At 45.6% G+C, this 16861-nt stretch carries 22 protein-coding genes; 16 read left to right on the plus strand and 6 right to left on the minus strand.

Annotated features, from left to right (window positions below; translation table 11 throughout):
- Nucleotides 1–13: 13 nt before the first annotated feature.
- Entirely contained in the window at nucleotides 14–1033 is a 1020-nt protein-coding gene (gene lhgO, locus HUN05_14025; protein WDP86106.1) for an L-2-hydroxyglutarate oxidase, read from the minus strand.
- A gap of 231 nt (nucleotides 1034–1264) precedes the next feature.
- On the opposite strand from lhgO, the gene HUN05_14030 reads away from it, so the two are divergent.
- The 15 genes from HUN05_14030 (at nucleotide 1265) to HUN05_14100 (ending at nucleotide 13295) form a co-directional block, all read left to right on the plus strand.
- Complete coding sequence (locus HUN05_14030; protein ID WDP86107.1) at nucleotides 1265–1663, plus strand: iron-sulfur cluster assembly scaffold protein; 399 nt, start codon at nucleotides 1265–1267, stop codon at nucleotides 1661–1663.
- A 220-nt stretch (nucleotides 1664–1883) separates the two neighbouring features.
- Entirely contained in the window at nucleotides 1884–2282 is a 399-nt protein-coding gene (locus tag HUN05_14035; GenBank protein WDP86108.1) for a response regulator, read from the plus strand.
- A 2-nt stretch (nucleotides 2283–2284) separates the two neighbouring features.
- The gene (locus HUN05_14040; protein WDP86109.1) at nucleotides 2285–3523 is read left to right on the plus strand and encodes a Tmc redox complex protein TmcD; all 1239 of its coding nucleotides are present in this window, start codon (nucleotides 2285–2287) and stop codon (nucleotides 3521–3523) included.
- Nucleotides 3524–3534: 11 nt separating this feature from the next.
- Nucleotides 3535–4194: a nitrate reductase gene (locus tag HUN05_14045; protein WDP86110.1), complete on the plus strand. Its 660-nt coding sequence runs from the start codon at nucleotides 3535–3537 to the stop codon at nucleotides 4192–4194.
- 56 nt (nucleotides 4195–4250) lie between these two features.
- A complete protein-coding gene (locus HUN05_14050) occupies nucleotides 4251–5600 on the plus strand; it encodes a (Fe-S)-binding protein (protein WDP86111.1) in 1350 nt (449 codons plus the stop codon).
- Nucleotides 5584–5988 (plus strand): cytochrome c3 family protein, encoded by a 405-nt coding sequence (locus HUN05_14055; GenBank protein ID WDP88071.1) that lies wholly within the window; start codon nucleotides 5584–5586, stop codon nucleotides 5986–5988. Before HUN05_14050 ends, HUN05_14055 begins: the two co-directional genes overlap by 17 nt.
- An 11-nt stretch (nucleotides 5989–5999) precedes the next feature.
- The gene (locus HUN05_14060; protein WDP86112.1) at nucleotides 6000–6356 is read left to right on the plus strand and encodes a response regulator; all 357 of its coding nucleotides are present in this window, start codon (nucleotides 6000–6002) and stop codon (nucleotides 6354–6356) included.
- 409 nt (nucleotides 6357–6765) lie between these two features.
- A complete protein-coding gene (locus tag HUN05_14065; GenBank protein ID WDP86113.1) occupies nucleotides 6766–7500 on the plus strand; it encodes a hypothetical protein in 735 nt (244 codons plus the stop codon).
- 233 nt (nucleotides 7501–7733) lie between these two features.
- A complete protein-coding gene (locus HUN05_14070) occupies nucleotides 7734–8459 on the plus strand; it encodes a transporter substrate-binding domain-containing protein (protein ID WDP86114.1) in 726 nt (241 codons plus the stop codon).
- A 480-nt stretch (nucleotides 8460–8939) separates the two neighbouring features.
- A complete protein-coding gene (locus HUN05_14075; GenBank protein WDP86115.1) occupies nucleotides 8940–9332 on the plus strand; it encodes a hypothetical protein in 393 nt (130 codons plus the stop codon).
- A gap of 17 nt (nucleotides 9333–9349) precedes the next feature.
- Complete coding sequence (locus HUN05_14080; protein ID WDP86116.1) at nucleotides 9350–10051, plus strand: MBL fold metallo-hydrolase; 702 nt, start codon at nucleotides 9350–9352, stop codon at nucleotides 10049–10051.
- 136 nt (nucleotides 10052–10187) lie between these two features.
- Entirely contained in the window at nucleotides 10188–11021 is an 834-nt protein-coding gene (gene speD, locus HUN05_14085; protein WDP86117.1) for an adenosylmethionine decarboxylase, read from the plus strand.
- A gap of 35 nt (nucleotides 11022–11056) precedes the next feature.
- Complete coding sequence (gene speE, locus HUN05_14090) at nucleotides 11057–11920, plus strand: spermidine synthase (GenBank protein ID WDP86118.1); 864 nt, start codon at nucleotides 11057–11059, stop codon at nucleotides 11918–11920.
- A gap of 2 nt (nucleotides 11921–11922) precedes the next feature.
- Nucleotides 11923–12357, plus strand: a complete 435-nt coding sequence (locus tag HUN05_14095; protein WDP86119.1) for a GNAT family N-acetyltransferase — start codon at nucleotides 11923–11925, stop codon at nucleotides 12355–12357.
- Between the two features lie 8 nt (nucleotides 12358–12365).
- A complete protein-coding gene (locus HUN05_14100) occupies nucleotides 12366–13295 on the plus strand; it encodes a DUF2156 domain-containing protein (GenBank protein ID WDP86120.1) in 930 nt (309 codons plus the stop codon).
- Between the two features lie 3 nt (nucleotides 13296–13298).
- Here the strand turns inward: HUN05_14100 and HUN05_14105 are convergent, their stop codons facing one another.
- The 4 genes from HUN05_14105 to HUN05_14120 all read right to left on the minus strand — a co-directional run bounded on the left by HUN05_14105 (nucleotide 13299) and on the right by HUN05_14120 (nucleotide 15255).
- Complete coding sequence (locus tag HUN05_14105) at nucleotides 13299–13709, minus strand: DUF3124 domain-containing protein (GenBank protein WDP88072.1); 411 nt, start codon at nucleotides 13707–13709, stop codon at nucleotides 13299–13301.
- A 147-nt stretch (nucleotides 13710–13856) separates the two neighbouring features.
- Complete coding sequence (locus HUN05_14110) at nucleotides 13857–14249, minus strand: C40 family peptidase (GenBank protein ID WDP86121.1); 393 nt, start codon at nucleotides 14247–14249, stop codon at nucleotides 13857–13859.
- Between the two features lie 150 nt (nucleotides 14250–14399).
- On the minus strand, nucleotides 14400–14879 hold the full coding sequence (locus HUN05_14115) for an LEA type 2 family protein (GenBank protein WDP86122.1): 480 nt from the start codon (nucleotides 14877–14879) through the stop codon (nucleotides 14400–14402).
- A gap of 22 nt (nucleotides 14880–14901) precedes the next feature.
- Nucleotides 14902–15255, minus strand: a complete 354-nt coding sequence (locus tag HUN05_14120; GenBank protein WDP86123.1) for a hypothetical protein — start codon at nucleotides 15253–15255, stop codon at nucleotides 14902–14904.
- A gap of 179 nt (nucleotides 15256–15434) precedes the next feature.
- Here HUN05_14120 and HUN05_14125 point away from each other — a divergent pair, with 179 nt between their 5' ends.
- Nucleotides 15435–15974, plus strand: coding sequence for a hydrolase (locus HUN05_14125; GenBank protein WDP86124.1), 540 nt, complete (start codon nucleotides 15435–15437; stop codon nucleotides 15972–15974).
- Nucleotides 15975–15980: 6 nt separating this feature from the next.
- On the opposite strand, the gene HUN05_14130 is transcribed toward HUN05_14125, so the two are convergent.
- Nucleotides 15981–16559, minus strand: a complete 579-nt coding sequence (locus tag HUN05_14130) for a SprA-related family protein (GenBank protein ID WDP86125.1) — start codon at nucleotides 16557–16559, stop codon at nucleotides 15981–15983.
- Between the last annotated feature and the right edge of the window lie 302 nt (nucleotides 16560–16861).

Here is a 16861-nt window from a genome sequence, read left to right on the forward strand (position 1 = left end):
CTCTGCAAATAAATTAGTGCCAAAACGGACTTGTATCAGACATTAATAATTTTTTGCAACAGAACCATCCGGGTTTATACGCCGAATCAATCCATTCTTTCACCCCGGATTTGAAATTTGCCGCCAGCACCTGCCTGAATCCTTTGAATTTGATCATGGCCAAACTTTGACTGGCCGAAAAATTGATTTTCCCATATCCTTCTTTTTTCCATCCCATGACCGCATTGGGCCCCACGGTCATTCCATGGTCTATCATGGGGGTGAGGTGAACCCCTAAAAAGGGCAGATCAGGGTCGGGGATGGGGTAAATAAGATGGGAGACAATTTTATTGAGTCGTTTGGGCAGCCGGTAATATTCCCCCCTGAATGGAATGATCATAAAGTTGATATCAATGTCCATCATCCGGGCCAGCCGGTCTGCATTCAGCCCGCCGCAGACAATGAGATACCGGGTGGAAACCGTTTTTCGGCCCAGGGCAAGGGTCACTGAATCCTGTGTTTCCAGGATTCGGGTCACCTCATTTCCAAAGCATAGGGTGCCGCCTTTTTGTTGAAACAACTCTCCGAATTTGGCGGTGATTTTTACAAAATCCGTAATCCCGGTGCCAGAAACTTTTAATGCGCCCAGTCCAACAATATTGGGCTCCAGTCGACCAAGCTCATATTGGTTAACCCAATGGGTAGTGATATGGTTTTTTTCACACCTTGTTTTAAGCGCTTTCATCCGTTCAAGCTCTAAGGGGGTGGTGGCCACCAATAATTTGCCGCATTGCCTGAAAGGCAGGTTGTGGATCGCGCAAAAATTTTTGGTGTCCCTGGCACCCTGCCTGCAAAAATCTGCCTTAAGAGTGCCGGGGGCATAATATACTCCGGCATGGACCACCCCTGAATTATGGCCGGTCTGGTGGGAGGCTAAGTTTTTTTTCTTTTCCACCAATAGGATTTTTGCTCTTGGATACCGGGTTTTGAGTTCCAGGGCGGTTGCTGCGCCCACAATACCGCCGCCGATCAGGGTGATGTCAAATTTTGCCAACTGCCTATCCTTTTTGTGTGTGATCGTGTTTGGATTTGCCGGTCATTATAGGCGGGGGCACAAGGAATTTCAATCCCATTGAATTTTCTTTGTCAGGTTTGAAGATTATGGGCTTGGGTGTTTGTATATTTCATGATAAAAAGGGGGAAACAAATAAAAAATTATTATTTGTCTGAAGATATAGATAGAGCAAATCTGCCCTGAGATATTGTGAAAGGAGGGCAAAAATATATGGATGATACGGATTTTTGGAACAGCCATTCTCTGCATTTTCTTGAGATGGCCTATAAAAATGACCATAGGGAAAAAATTTTGCATCCGGACGGCTACGGCACCCGAACAGGCGATTGCGGAGACCGGGTGGAATTTTTTATCATGGTGGACCAAGGACGGCTTGCAACGGTCTCCTTTGAACTTGACGGGTGTGTTCATACGGTGGCCTGCTGCAATACCGTGGTTCAGATGAGCCAGGGATTAACCCTGGAAAAGGCCTGGGAAATCAATGCGGACAAAGTGGCATCATACCTTGAGACCCTGCCCGAGGACCATTACCATTGTGCTGAACTGTCAGTGGGGGGATTTTATTTGGCCCTTTCCGATTACCAGAATCATAATTTTAAAAAAAGGTAGGATAATTTTTCGGAATATTGTAACTTTTCTAAGTTTTTCAAAGAAAATAGTTTGAATTTTTATAAAAACAGGATTTTTTTGAAGAATAGATGACCAATGGTATGCATAACGCTCTGTTATAACGCATGAATTTTTGGAGTTTGGGGATGGCATGGTTTCTGCTGTTAACAACTTGGGATGTTTGACCTTTTACTAATTTTGACAAAGGGTTTTCAATATTATGAAAGTCAAAAATAATCTTCACATCATGTTCATTGATAATGACCGGCATGTGCGTGATTCGCTAAAGGTTCTTTTTGATACCAGCCGCACCCAGTTCCTCATATTTAAATCCGGCGAACAAGGGCTGAACTCGCTTAAATACCAGCAGGTGAGCCTGGTTGTTTCCGATTATTTTCTGCCGGATATGGACGGGATTGAATTTTTAAAGCAGGCCGCCCGAATTCAGCCCGGGGTGAGGCGGATTCTTATGGCAACCATTGCCAGTGAAGGCCTGGAACAAGAGATTATTGAGGCAGGAATCGACAGGTTTATTGAAAAACCACTGACGGTTGCCTCATTGGATACGGTGATCAATGAATTGAAACCCCTTAATTTATCTAACCAGAGTTGGAGATAAAAATGGAAGAAAAACAATCATGGGACTGGAGTACTCAACTCAAAGAGATACCGGTAAAAGAATGGGAATCCCGATTTAACTGGGTGGAAGATCCCTGTATCTCTCCTGACGGGGAGTCTGTTGCCAGTATTGTTAATCTGGATGAAATGGCATTTGGCATCTGTGTAAACTCAGAGCTCTGGGAGGGTGAATATGAAAAGGCCTGGAGCCTTAAAGCACTTCCGGACAACCGCTATGCCGTATGCACCTGCCAGGATGAGGAATGGGGATTGGTGGTAAACGGCCAGCCATGGGCCAATCAGTTTGATTTTATCTGGGATCTAAAGACCAGTTCGGACGGTTCCCATATCAGCGTGGCCTTTCAAAGGGATATGGAATACGGCATGGCCGTGGATGACCAGCCCTGGGAAACGGGGTATGAAAATATCACCGGCATGGTCATGGGGGAGCAGGGCAATGCCGCGGCTGTGGTTCAGGTGGATTCCATGACCGCAGCGGATGTGGACGCCTTTGCCCAGGGCCTTTTTTCCGTGGCCGTTGACGGAAACATCGGGAAAAAGCGGTTTGTCAATATCTGGGATATTTCCATGGGCGGTACAGGCCCGGATCTGGCATATGGGGTCCGCCTTGACCGGGAAGCATACGGGATTGCCGTCAACGAATCTGTCTGGGATACCAAATTCCAGGCGGTATGGCGGCCTGTGTTCTGTGACAAGTCTGTGGTGGCCCCTGTCCGGATCAATGGAAAATGGATGCTGTACAAGGATGATTCTCCTTTTTGGGCATCTGCCTATGAAAATATTTGGCGGCTGGAGACAGATCCGGCCAATGGACATGTTGCCGCTGCGGTGGCCAAAACCTTTGGTGAATGGACAATTGCCCAGAATGACATCCTCTGGTCCCTGTCATGGGACACCATGGTTCGCGATTTGTATTACTCCCAAGACGGTGCCCAGCTTGTGGTGGTTTTTAAGGACAAGGGAGACTGGGGGCTTGCCCAAAATGACAGGGCATGGACATTGTCCTGTGATAAAATATTTACCCCGAACATCAGTGATGACGGATCTGTCGTAGCGGTCTGTTTTGAAAAAAAGGGCAAGTATTATACTGCTGTCAATGACCGTGTCATTGCCGGTCCCTATGATTATATGGCCGATCCCGTGATCAGTCCGGACATGGATAAAATTTTGGTCAAGGGGATTGAAAACGGAATATATAAACGAAGTATAGTTGCCCTGTAAGGAGAGCTAAGATGAATGGATTTATTGATTTTATCATGGGGCCCATGGTCTGGATTTCGGTTATGATCTTTATCGTGGGGCTGATCCTGAAGGTTGCAGGCATTGTCCGTAAGGTCAGGGAAAAAGAGTCCTATATTTTTTCCTATATGACCTTGTACCACAGCTTAAGATCCATTGGGGCCTGGCTTATTCCCTTTTTTCCGAGAGCCACCCGGCAGCAGCCTGTGTTTTATGCCGTCTCTTATATATTTCATTTGGCATTGTTTGTGGTCCCCCTGTTTTTATCCGCCCACATTGTCCTTGTGGAAGAGGCGTTTAACGTCAGTTGGCCTGCGCTCAATGACGGGGTTGCCGATATTCTGACGGTTGTGATCGTTGCGGCACTCGGTTTTTTTGCAGGAAGACGGATACTTGTTCCCGAGGTTAAATTTTTGACCTCGGTCAAGGATTTTTTTCTGATTTTTATGGTTCTTTTGCCTTTTTTAACCGGATTTTTGGCCTACCATCAGGTGGCCGCCTATGAGTGGATGATGATTGTTCATATTTTGTCCGGGGAACTCATGCTGATCATTATCCCGTTTTCACGATTTTCCCATATGATTACAGCGCCCCTGACCCGGGCCTATATGGGGTCGGAATTTGGAAACGTTCGGCATGCAAGGGACTGGTAGGAAGTAAGATCAGATTGGAAAAGGTAAGAATCGGGTAACCCCTAAAGGAGATAACGATGCAGGAACCATCAGCCATGGAAACAAAAAAGATGGAAAAAAATACAGACCCGGCCGTTGAAGGCGGACTTGAACGACTGACCCAGGAAAAAATTACCAAAACCATTAATGAAGTCCTTGAAAAAGAAACCGGGATCCGTCTTAAAACTTATGTGGAGACCTGCATGCGTTGCGGACTCTGCTCGGATGCATGCTCGTATTTTTTATCCAATGACCGTGATCCCAGCTATTCTCCGGCAGCCAAAGTCAAGCAGACCATCTGGGAGATGATTGATAAAAAAGGAAAGGTGTCCAAGGATTTTTTGCGCAGGGCGGTTCATATCTCTCATCTGGAGTGTAATGTCTGCCGAAGATGTTCCATGTATTGCCCCTTTGGTATTGATATTGCCTATATGATGCTTTTGGTTCGAAGGATCTGCCACAAGCTTGAGATCACCCCCCAGTATATTCAGGATACGGTCAACTCCCATTCGGTCACCCTTAACCAGATGTGGGTCAAGGAAGACGAGTGGATAGACACGCTTCAATGGCAGGAAGAAGATGCCAGGGAAGAGTTTGAAGATTTACGGATTCCCCTGGACAAAGAGGGGGCGGACATTATGTATTCCGTGATTGCCCCTGAACCCAAATTTCAGGCAGGACTCATTTACCAGGCCGCCGTAATGATGCATGCGGCAGGCATGAACTGGACCATGCCGTCCATGCCGGGGTGGGACAATTCAAATATGGCCATGTACACCGGAGACAATGAGATTTCAGGCCGGATTGCCCGGACCTTTTATGAGGCCGCCGCCAACCTCAAGGTCAAGCGGATTGTCATGGGAGAGTGCGGCCATGCCTTCAGGTCTATTTATGATGTGGGCAACCGCTGGGTCTCCTGGGCCATGCCGCCTTTTGAGGTGGTTCATGCCCTGGAGTTTTACCATGAACTGCTCACCCAGGGCCGGATTACCATAAAAGAAAACTATACCAAAAAAGTCACCCTTCATGATCCTTGCAATGTGTCCAGGGGAAGGGGGCTCCATGACAAGGCAAGGGAAGTGGTCAACATGATTTGTACCGATTTTGTGGATATGGTTCCCAACCGTGAACACAATTATTGTTGCGGTGCCGGCGGCGGGGTGATCAACTGCGGCCCTCCCTACAAAGGAGAACGGATGGTCAACAACCGGGTCAAGGCTGAACAGCTTAAGGCCACAGGGGCCGAGGTCTTGATCGCGCCCTGTCATAACTGCCATTCAGGGCTTGAAGATATTGTCCACCACTATGAACTGGATATGGAAGTTAAATTTTTAGGTGATATTATTTTTGAAACCATGGAAAAGAAAGTCTATAAACAGGGAGAATAAGATGAAACTTCAGAGTCTGATAATTGTTTTTATCCTGCTCACCCTGGGTGCTTGGGGGGCAATGGCAAGTGATAACGGGGAAGAAAGCCGTATGGATGTCTCGGCTTTTGAAAATCCCCAACGGCCAGCGGCCCTGTTTGATCATGACACCCATAATGAAAACGCGGAACTGGAAGACTGTGCCATATGTCATCATGTCTGGGAAAACGGGCAGGTGGTGGAAGATGAGTCCAGCGAGGACAGCCCTTGTTCAGAATGCCATGGGTTGGTGCCCGGGCCTGAAAATGCCATGTCTCTTTCCAATGCATTTCATACCCAGTGCCGAACCTGTCATATTGATACGGGAAAAGGCCCTCTCCTTTGCGGCCAGTGTCACAAGAAACAATAAAGGAGGTTAGTATGAGCCAGAAGAAAATAATGATCGTGGATGATGATCCGTCCATCACCCGGTACCTGGATGCCTTGTTCCAGGACAATGGATACACGACCTGTGTTGCAGATGACGGCAAAGTTGCCATGGATCTGTACCAGGCTCAAAATCCTGATTTGATCACCCTGGACCTGGAGATGCCTGAAGAATGGGGACCCCGGTTTTTCAGGAAGCTGTCCAAGATTAAAGGGTTTTCCACCCCTGTGATTGTGATTTCAGGGTTGTCCGGCCGTAAATATTCCATTCCCAAAGCCCAGGGTTTTTTTGCCAAACCCTTTGACAAGGACGAGTTGCTCAAAAAGGTTGGGCAGATTTTAGCAGAGTAAAACAAGACCGACACAAATTCCCCCGCCATTCTATGAATGGCCGGGGAACCCACTATCCCCATTGGTCCGCCTTGAAAAACAGCGTTGGGTGAAATCAGGCGGTTTAAAGGGTGTGGTTTTCTTTGTTGGGGTCTTCTTGGCATGGCAGACCAGATTCAGGCTGCGGACATTGAAAACCCTTTTGTAGAGTCCTTCGTAAAATTCCCCCAGAAAAAAACCTGATATTACATGTCCGCGTTCGGTTTTAGCCTGGAAATCAAGGGCTTAAATTTACATTTTAAAGCGTGGTGACAATCAGGATAATTTTTGATTGAGTTGACATCCTTTTCGTTGATATGAGATAAAAACAAAATTCATTATTGTATCGTTGGTAAGTGTTCTTTTTATTTAATTGATGAAAGGTGAAAAAATGAATAAAATTGCTGCGCTTCTTATGGTTCTGTTCCTTGCCGTCTGTATTTCAAACACCTGGGCAAATTCGTACAAAGGCTGCTATCGAGACTCGGCCTCAAGGGATCTAAACGGGTATACCTTTAATAGCAACAATATGACAACCCAAGGTTGTATGGATGTATGCAAAGCCAAGGGCTTTAGGTATGCGGCGACCCAATATGTCTCCCATTGTTTCTGCAGCAATACCTATGGCAAATACGGGCCCTCCCAGGGATGCAATATGAAGTGCTCGGGCAATGCTGCTGAAATCTGCGGGGGAGGCTGGGCCAACAGTGTCTATGAATTGGCCTCTTTTTCATCTCCAGCAAAAGGTAAGAAAACTTCAGCCGGCGCAAAGGAGATAAAAATTTTTTCAAACAACAATATCGCGACAGTGTACAATCTTAGAACCACTCATTTTACTTTGACACAGCCCATGATTATTACCCGGATTGCCACCTACCATTGGAATGACGGGAAAGGAACCAAGGCGCCGGGCAAAATTGGGATTCGCGGGATAGGGGCCTGGCAGGCAAAAGGATCGCCCGGAATGCACAATACCCGCAATGCATACTGGACGGTGTCCCCGAACCTAAAGCTGGCAGCCGGAACCTATGCGATAACAGACTCCGATCCGGCCACCTGGTCACAGAACGCTAAATCCCAAGGCTTGGGTATTGTGGACGTTTTTGGCCGACCGGTTTCAAAATAATTTTAATAAAATAAGAAGACTTTGCTAAATGGTATGGTGGATAGGGCAACCATTCACATGGTCCTAGCGGGTTTTTAATTTTTAAAACCAGCTAAAGGTCTTATCCCCCATATTTCACGAATTGATTTTGCTTTAGCTGCAAGGCGTTAGGCCGTGAAGCCGTTGAAACTCTACTGCGAACGGTCTGCAATGACGCAGATGAGGTAAAATCGGTTCGCCTGAAGGGTGATAATTTGAAAAAGTGTTGGATTAACCCATTATTTTGCTTTAATAAAGGAATGAATGCATTTTGCATTTCTATATTGATTATTTTTTTGTCTACTAATCTTTGGGCTGAAGAAATTGTTGTTGCTATCGCAGATTGGCCGCCATATGAATATTTTGATGACCAGGGCCAGGCAAATGGTGTAAATGTGCTAACGGTTAAAGGTTCTGCAAATCTAATTGGATTAAAAGTTAAATTCAAATCATATCCCTGGACCCGTTGTTTGGAATATGTAAAAGAAGGTTCTGTTGATTCGATATTGTCTCTTTATCGAACTGTCGATCGAGAAAAGTTCCTCTATTTTGTAAGTGAATATTTAGGAACGGATCATAATGTCTTGTTTACTCACCATGAACGTGCATATGCTTTTAATGGCGATTTAAAATCGCTTGCTGGTGAAACCATTATTGTTGCCCGAAATAATTTTTATGGAAATGATTTTGAAAACGCAAATTTTATAAAAAAATATGAAGCCAACAACACGTCTCAGATTATTGAAATGATAGTACATGGCCGACATCCATTGGGTATAAGTAGCCGACTTCCACTTATTCATGTGGCAAAAAAAATGAAGCTGAGTGAAAAGATAAAAATTTTATTACCGCCTGTTAGCTCTGACCCCTATATCTGGGTTTCACAAAAGCCAAAGGTAAAAAGTATAAAGATATTGCAGACCAAATGGCCCGTGCTATAAAAAAATTTAAAAGCAGTGAAAAATATAATAAAATTATGGCAAGGCATCATTTTTAATTTTGAGTGAACACTGTAACAATTAAAGAAATCAAAAAACCGGGTAATTTTTCTTATCGTTCGGTGAGAGTCTTTTTTCAAAACCCCAGCATGGTGGTGTCACATTAAAAAATACATTTAGTACAGGATAAAAATGATATCTGGCAAATTACCAAAATAGATTCATGATTTCTGGTACAGACCGAAAAAATCAGAAAAATAAAATGAAATTTTTTGTGCTCTGGTTAGATGATATCAACTCAATTTTGATAGGATTATTTTTTTTTCAAGTGCTTACCCCACGTTTTAGGCTGAATTTATAAGGTGTTGCTATAAAATCCAACCCTTTGTGCAACCCTGGGATAATTTCTGATTTGACATCAAAAACAACTGCCATTATCATAGAAGGCATTCCAAAGCTTAAATTCACAGGGAGGGATGATAAATGGTAAAAAAAATGACCATTTTAGATGCCGTGGATGCCTTTGAGCTTTACGATTGTTTCAATGAAATGCTTGAACCCCTTGAAATTGATTTTTATACCCACTCTCAAATGGAAACAGATCTTCGGGATCTGATTGAAGAACACGATGATACTTATGAATTCACGCCGGATGAAAATGGATCGTATGCACAGAGCTTGGAACGGAATCTCAAAGAAGCACTGACCTTTATTTTTGAGGCCCATGGGGTAGAGCATCTGTTTGAAGACGACTTTTTGGATGAAGCCATGGATGATGACGAAATTGAGGGCATTTACGATGACGGACTTGAAGTCCATTACATGGACGAGACGGATGATGAAAATGAGCTCAGCGAGGATGACCCCCTTTTTTAACTGATCCGGGAAGAAAAATGAAAATTGAACAGTTTAGATATTCCCAAGATAATCTGGCCTATCTGGTTTACACAAAATCCAGCGGCATTGTCATTGACGGCGGAGATCCTGAGGCAATTTTAGCCTTTGCCAGACCCAGGGGGATCCATATTGTTTTTATCACCAATACCCATTCCCACCCGGATCATACCAGCGGCAATGCACGTCTGATTGAAAAAACGGATGCCGTCTTTATGGATTGCCGGTCCCTGACCCAGGGGCAGGTCCTGGCGCTTGACAACGGCCAGGGACTTGAGGTGATGCTCACCCCCGGACATACGACAGATTCTGTATGTTTTAAGGGGACAGGGTTCCTTGTGACCGGAGATACCCTGTTCAATGCCACCGTGGGCAATTGTTTTTCAGGGGACCTTGAGGCTTTTTTTCACTCTTTAAAGCAAATTATGGCTTTGGACAAAAAAACTAAAATTTTTGCAGGCCATGACTATGTCATGGAGTCCTTAGCGGTTGCCCTTTCCATTGATCCTGAAAATCCTGAGATTGAAATCTATAAAAACGCCTATCAAAATGAATTTGTATTTTCTTGCCTGGCAGATGAACTCAAGGTCAATCCGTATCTTCGGTTTAATGCGCCTTCCATGGTAAAGGGGCTTGAGAAAAAGAATCTGCCCAGGCAGACAGAATACCTTAGATTTTCTTCTATTATGGAAATTTATTGATAGATTCCTTTTTTTTCATTGATTATCTCCCAATAACGCTTAACTTTTTGTAACCTTATTATTACCGGTTCGTTTTCAGGTGAATGGGTCTGTTTATAATTTGCTGTAACTAATGATTGGTTTGGAGTGTTCCTGAATGCTTGATAAAAATATGAAATCCGTTAACGGGTTGCAGGACCCTGTGTTTGCCTTGGGCCGTCAGCTCACCATTGAGTATTACGACTGTGGTCCTAAAGCTTTGCTCGATAAGAAGAGCGTTGAAAAGACCCTGCTTACGGCTGCCCAGGATAGCGGCGCCACCATTATTTCAAGTTCGTTTCACGGCTTTAACCCCCAGGGGGTGTCAGGCGTCGTGATTATTGCAGAGTCCCATTTTACCGTACATGCCTGGCCCGAGCATAATTATGCTGCCGTGGACATATTTACCTGCGGAGATAATATTAATCTGGATACGGCGATTTCTTCCATGAAAAAAGGGTTTGAGGCAGGCCGGGTGCAGATTTCTTCGGACCAGAACCGGGGGCTGTTAAATCCTGTGCAAAAAGACGGGCCTGTTCAACAAGGGGTCAAAGATCGAAAAAATCTGCCCATTTCCTGGAAAAAATCCTATGACAATACCGCGCCCTGGGGGGTGCTTACCTCGGTGGACATCTATGACTGCGATCCTGACGGGATCAGAGATGCCCAAAATATAGAATCCTTTGTGGTACAGCTTTGTGACCGGATTAAGATGAAGCGGTTTGGAGACTGCCAGGTGGTTCATTTTGGTGAAGATGAAAAAGTGGCCGGGTATTCCATGACCCAGCTCATTGAAACCTCTTTGATTTCAGGTCATTTTGCCAATGCCTCTAACAGCGCATATTTGGATATTTTTTCCTGCAAATTTTATGAGCCCCGGGATGTGGCTGAGTTTGCCATGTCTTTTTTTAACGGCAGACACTATAAAATGCAGATCGGCCTGAGGCAATAGCCAAAAAGCCCATGATCAGAAAAAAGGTTTGAACAATGAAAAATTTGAGCAAAATTGAAAAGGGCTGGTTTTCAGAAATATGTCCCATGTGGGAAGGGGTGGCCCTTTCCCTTGAGGTGGATCAGGTGTTGTACTCGAACAAAACATCTTTTCAGCAGATTGATCTGTACCAGACAAAATCCCATGGGAAAATGCTGGTTTTGGACGGCATAATTCAGCTGACCGAACGGGATGAATTCGGATATCATGAAATGATGGCCCATCTGCCCCTGTTTGCCCATCCAAACCCTGAAACCGTGTTGGTCATTGGCGGAGGAGACGGGGGCGTCCTCAGGGAGATTGGTCGCCACAAAGAGGTGAAAACCATTGATTTTTGTGAAATTGATCCTGAGGTCATGAGGGTGTCAAAGCAATTTTTGCCTGCCCTTGCATGCGGGTTTGATGATCCCAGGGTTCAGATTCATATCCGGGACGGAAATCTTTTTGTCCAGGAAAAACCTGGAACCTACGATGTCATCATTGTAGATTCATCAGATCCTGTGGGTCCGGGTGAAGCCTTGTTTGAAAAACCCTTTTATGAGAATCTCAAAAAAGCCTTAAAACCCGGAGGGCTTGTGGCCACCCAGGGAGAATCTTTTTTTCTTCACCAGGCGTGTGTCAAAAATTTGATTCAGATTACAAAATCTATTTTCCCGGTCCGAGGATATGCCAATATCCTGGTGCCCACATATCCGGGCGGCCATATCGGGGTCTGCTTAGGCTCCCTTGGCCCTGGGGTTGATACACCGGCCAGGCCCGTTCCTGGGAAAATTCAAAATCAATTAAAATATTATTCTTCAGCCGTGCATGAGGCCGCCTTTGTTCTGCCATATTTTGCCAAAGAAATTTTGGAGGCCTAACCATGAAAGAGCAGGGGGACATAAAGGATGAGATCAACATTGAACTGGTCAAAGCCGCCCCGATCAAGGATATGATCCGTCTTTACAAGGCCGCAGGCTGGTGGGAAGATTCCTTTGACGAGGCCCACGATTTTTTAAAGGCTCTGCCAAAAGATTCCGCCCTGTTTGCTGGGGCCTTTTGCCAGGGCAGGCTTATCGGCATGGGACGTGCCCTTTCAGATCTTTGCTCCGATGCCTATATTCAGGATATTGTCGTATTAAAATCCTATCGGGGACATGGGATCGGCACCATGATCGTTGATGCCCTTGTGGCCGAATTAAAGCAACGGGGGGTGGACTGGATCGGCCTGATCGCAGAGCCCGGCACCAATAATTTTTATGAGAAAATGGGATTTGTGCAGATCAAGGATCATGTCCCGTTTAAACTGGGGAGCTGATCATGGACATGCCCTGCTGCACAATGGCTTTTGATGAAAAATCCCCGGTACATGTTTCCGGTTTTACAAAATTTACCATGGACACAGCTCCCATGGTCAAAGGCTTTTTAAACCGATATCCCTCCCTTTCCTGTGAGTATAATTTTGTGACTCTTTTCTGCTGGGCCAAGGCGTATCAATATTCATGGTTTACCTACAAGGGTCGATTCTTTATTTTTGACGGGGTGGACAATTTAATCTTCATGCCCTTGGGGCCTGCGATTGCGCCAGAGGATTTAAAGCAGATTTCCGCGCATTTTGCCGGAATAGGGCTTGGGCCTGACATTTGTCTTGCGACCAAAGCCTATCTTGATGCATATCCTCAGATCAAGCATTTTTATACCATCTCCCAGGACAGGGATGCTGCAGAATATCTTTATCTTGCCCAGAGCCTTGCAGAGCTTAAAGGGTCAAAACTCCATAAAAAAAGAAATTTAATCTCCCAGTTTAAACGGCGGTTTCCGGATTTTACGCTTGGGGCGTTAACCGCTGACAATATTTTTGATGTAAAGGCCTTTGCAAAGGATTTGCTTCACACGTTGGATCCTTTTCCCAGGGCCCTGGCAGATGAGTTCTCAGCCATGGAAACGGCCTTTGATCATTGGTCGTTTCTCGGTCTTGAGGGACTTGTGTTGGCAGTGGAAGGCAAGATTGCTGCGTTTTCTGTTTTCAGCCCTTTGAACAAGGATACCTATAATATCCATTTTGAAAAATCAAATATGGCCTTCAAAGGGGCCGCCCAGGTGATCAATCAAGAGACCGCACGGCTGTTGGCTGAAAAAACCAAGTATATCAACCGTGAACAGGATTTGGGCATCCCGGGTCTTCGCCAGGCCAAACTTTCCTATGCGCCCTGCACACTTTTAACCCCGTATATCTTAAGGTTTAAGAAAGATTGAAGATTATTCTATGATTTCCCGTGCCCTTGAGGTAAAGGAAATTCCCTGTTGAGACTGGGTGCCGATCATAATGGTCTCCACAATGGGGATATTGATCTGATCGTTTGATTTCCATTTGACAATAAAGTTGGCACCGGATCCCCCTGTTTTATTGGGTGCCGGAACCACGTACCGGGTCGAGGCCATGGGGCCAAGGGTGATCGGGGCCTCAAGGTAGTGGGTGATAAGATGACCTTCTGTACCGTAATAATCAATGGCAAAAAGTGTTATTTCAGCCTTGGGGTCAATATTGCGTATGCTCAAGGTCACGGTGAGCAAATAGGGTCTTGCCTTGTGTCCGATGTAAATATGGGAATAGGCCGGCACATAAAGGGTTTGGCCTTTGGACCGGTCAGGGCCTGCCCAGCACGGCATGCAGCTTTGAGCCAGAATGAGAACCAGGCCCCCAAAAAAGAGTATTTTTGGGATACACCGCCGATGGAATGAAATTTTAGCCATGATTGCTCCTGAAAATTAGGTTGTCCTATAATTTTACAAGAATATGTACCAGGTCTTTTGGCTTTATTCCAGAGATTTCTTTTGGGGACCTATGGTCTGGAGAAATGATTTTGCCCCGAGAAAATGCTTTTTAAAATATGGATTGGCCAGGGTAGACCGGGTTACTGTCCTGTGTTTGCCCGGGGCATGGATAAAATCGTTTTGCCCAATGAAAATTCCAACATGAAAAACATTTTTTTTATCCAGGGTTCTGAAAAAAACAAGATCTCCAGGTAAAATAGTGTCCAGAAAAACCGCCTGGCCTTTTAAAAATTGATTTTTAGCTGACCTGGGCAATCTAATGCCCGCACCTTTATGGGCATAGACCACAAGGCCGCTGCAGTCAAATCCTGAGGACAAGGATGTGCCGCCCCAGGTATAGGGGGTGCCTATGCTTTTAAGGGCCAGATCAACCACAATGGTTCGGTTTGGGGACAGATGGGTTAATCTGGTTTTGGATCGGCGGGTCTCAAAAGGTGTTGGGGTGGGTGGAATATGGGTTGAGCTAATGGGCGGTCTTGGTGATGAGCAGCCTAAAAGGGCAGCCATCACCAAGACAAAAAAAAATTATTGAAAGGATTCAAAGGAGAGGGTTCCTTTTTTGTTGACCCGGATAATGGGGTGAAAAGCGCCGGTGTCCAGTTTGGCATCAAGGCTGTAGGACAAGTCTTTTTGATTGGTTTTTTGGGTGGCAAGGTCTGCAAAAAAAGCAATGGAGTTGAACAGGCTGACCGTGCCGTTGAGCAGGATTTCTCCCTGGCCGTATGCCTCGATGGTTGGAAGGTCGTTGGATATGCCGGTAAGAAGCTTATGCCCTTCAACACTCACGGTATAGGCCACGCCTTTAAGTTCCAGGGCGCTCCTGTTTGGGTTGGTAATGTGAAGTCCGATTTCAAAATTGGGGGCAGCTCCCTGGCCGGGCAGGGCTTTAAAAGATGAGATGTTAACTGTGGGGGATTCATACCCGGAGCCGAGTCCGGCACACCCGGCCGCAAAAAGGGTTAAAAAAAGACAAAGAGTCAAAACAAGGTTGCGAAATGGGAACATGGGGTTTTCCTGAGGTTTGGGGTTATCCGATAATATCAATCAATGAGCCCAGGGTTTCGTCATAGGGCTGGATGGTTTTTGCATTGGCATCAAATCCGTGCTGTAAGGCAATCTGCTGCACAAGTTCCTGGGCAATATCCGTGTTGGACAATTCTTTGAGGGAACCGTCGTTTTTCAGGGGATCTTCCACCAGAGGGCCGGAAGCCTCAGATCGGGTAATGGCAGTTTTTACCTGATTGTTTTGTCCTTCTGTATTGTAGACTCTGCTGGCTTTGAATTCATCTGACAATACATTGGCCACATTGTTGGCAGAGACAGACATTTGTTTTGTAAATGCCTGTAATGCCGATACGTTGCTTTGTATGGAAATGCCCATTATTTCTCCTGCTTTTTAATCGGGTGCGTCTTTGTATTCTACCAAAAAATGCCTTTGAAGACAAATACAAGATAAAAAAAGTATTCCTTGCCTTTTTATGGGAAAATACGTTTAACTATAAATATATCTGCCTTTTTCAAACAACACAATACGCCGTTGGAACCAAAAAAGGAGGGGCTATGTTTAAAACTGAAAATTGTGTGATGTTCCTGGTGGATGTCCAGGGGCAACTGGCAAATCTTATGTACGAAAAAGACCAGTTGTTTGAACGTCTGGAAATCATGATCCGGGGAATGAAGATCCTCGGTATTCCCATTGTTTGGATGGAACAGATTCCGTCAAAACTCGGGCCGACCACAGAAAGGATTGCCCGATTAATGACGGATCAGTCTCCCATTGAAAAGTTTTCCTTTTCCTGTTGGAAGGAACCTGAATTTTTGTCAGCCTTTGAGGCCTTAGGCCGTCGACAGGTCCTGCTGACAGGGATTGAAACCCATATCTGTGTCTGTCAAACCGGGCTTGATCTGATCCGTCAGGGCTGCCAGGTCCAGGTGGTGGCAGATTGTGTTTCGTCCAGAACACAAGAGAATAAGCAAATCGGCATTGACCGTCTATCCCGGGCCGGGGCTGAAGTGACCAGTGTGGAAATGGCCTTTTTTGAATTAATGAAGGTCGCCAGGGGAGAGGCCTTTAGACAGATCATTAAATTGGTAAAATAAGAAAGTTTAGATGGCCAGTTTAAACGTGGACCTGTCTGATTCCGGCAAGGTGTTGACCTTGGAATAGGCATCTGCCGCTTTTTGGGGGGGGGTTGAAAAGGCCTGGGTCTCGCGCTGTTCAGCCTGGCTTTGGGCCTGTTCCATGGTGATTTCAGACATGGCCTTGATCGATTCGGATGCGGCATTGGCCGCCACTTTTATGTCCTGGGAAGAGGGGTCGGCCGGTGCCAGGGCTGCCGTTCTGATCTGGCGCATTTTTTTGACCGTGGCCTGGGGATCTCCGGGAACCGGGGAAACATCTATGCTGACCTCTCCGCCCACAGCATATTTTTTCCCGTCCGGACCCTGTTTATAGGTAAAATTGGCACCCGACGTGATGTATGCTCCGCCTGCTGTCACGTGGGCCATTTCATGGCGTCTGACGTCCGAGTCAATTTGTTTGAGCTGTTCACCCAGGCGAAGCTCGTTCTGGGTGAGTTCCGGCTGAGTTGTGGCAACGGCTTTGGATTGTGCAGACGAATCTTCTGCCTGGTCGTTTAATGAATTTATGTTTTTCTGGCCGAATGGATCCTGATCCGATTCCACCCCGCTACCAGGCTGTATTCTTGAGTCAGGAAGGGGCGGGGCAGGCCCTGAATTTTCAGAACGCCCTGTATTGGGTTGTGCATAAGCAGATGAAAGGGCAGGTTGTATGATCATGTCCGATCCTTATTTTGTCTGAATAGTCTTATAAATATAAAGCCTAAGCCATTCATTTTCAAGAAATTTTCATGTTTTTTTTCTCGCGGGGATAATGAATTGACAAATCCAAAAAGATCGGGTATTTTAAAAAGATTCGTTTAAGCGTACTCTTGCGTTTGAATGATACAGGGGAAGGTACCCGTGTT

The sequence above is a fragment of the Desulfobacter sp. genome, from assembly GCA_028768545.1.
Lineage (GTDB): Bacteria > Desulfobacterota > Desulfobacteria > Desulfobacterales > Desulfobacteraceae > Desulfobacter.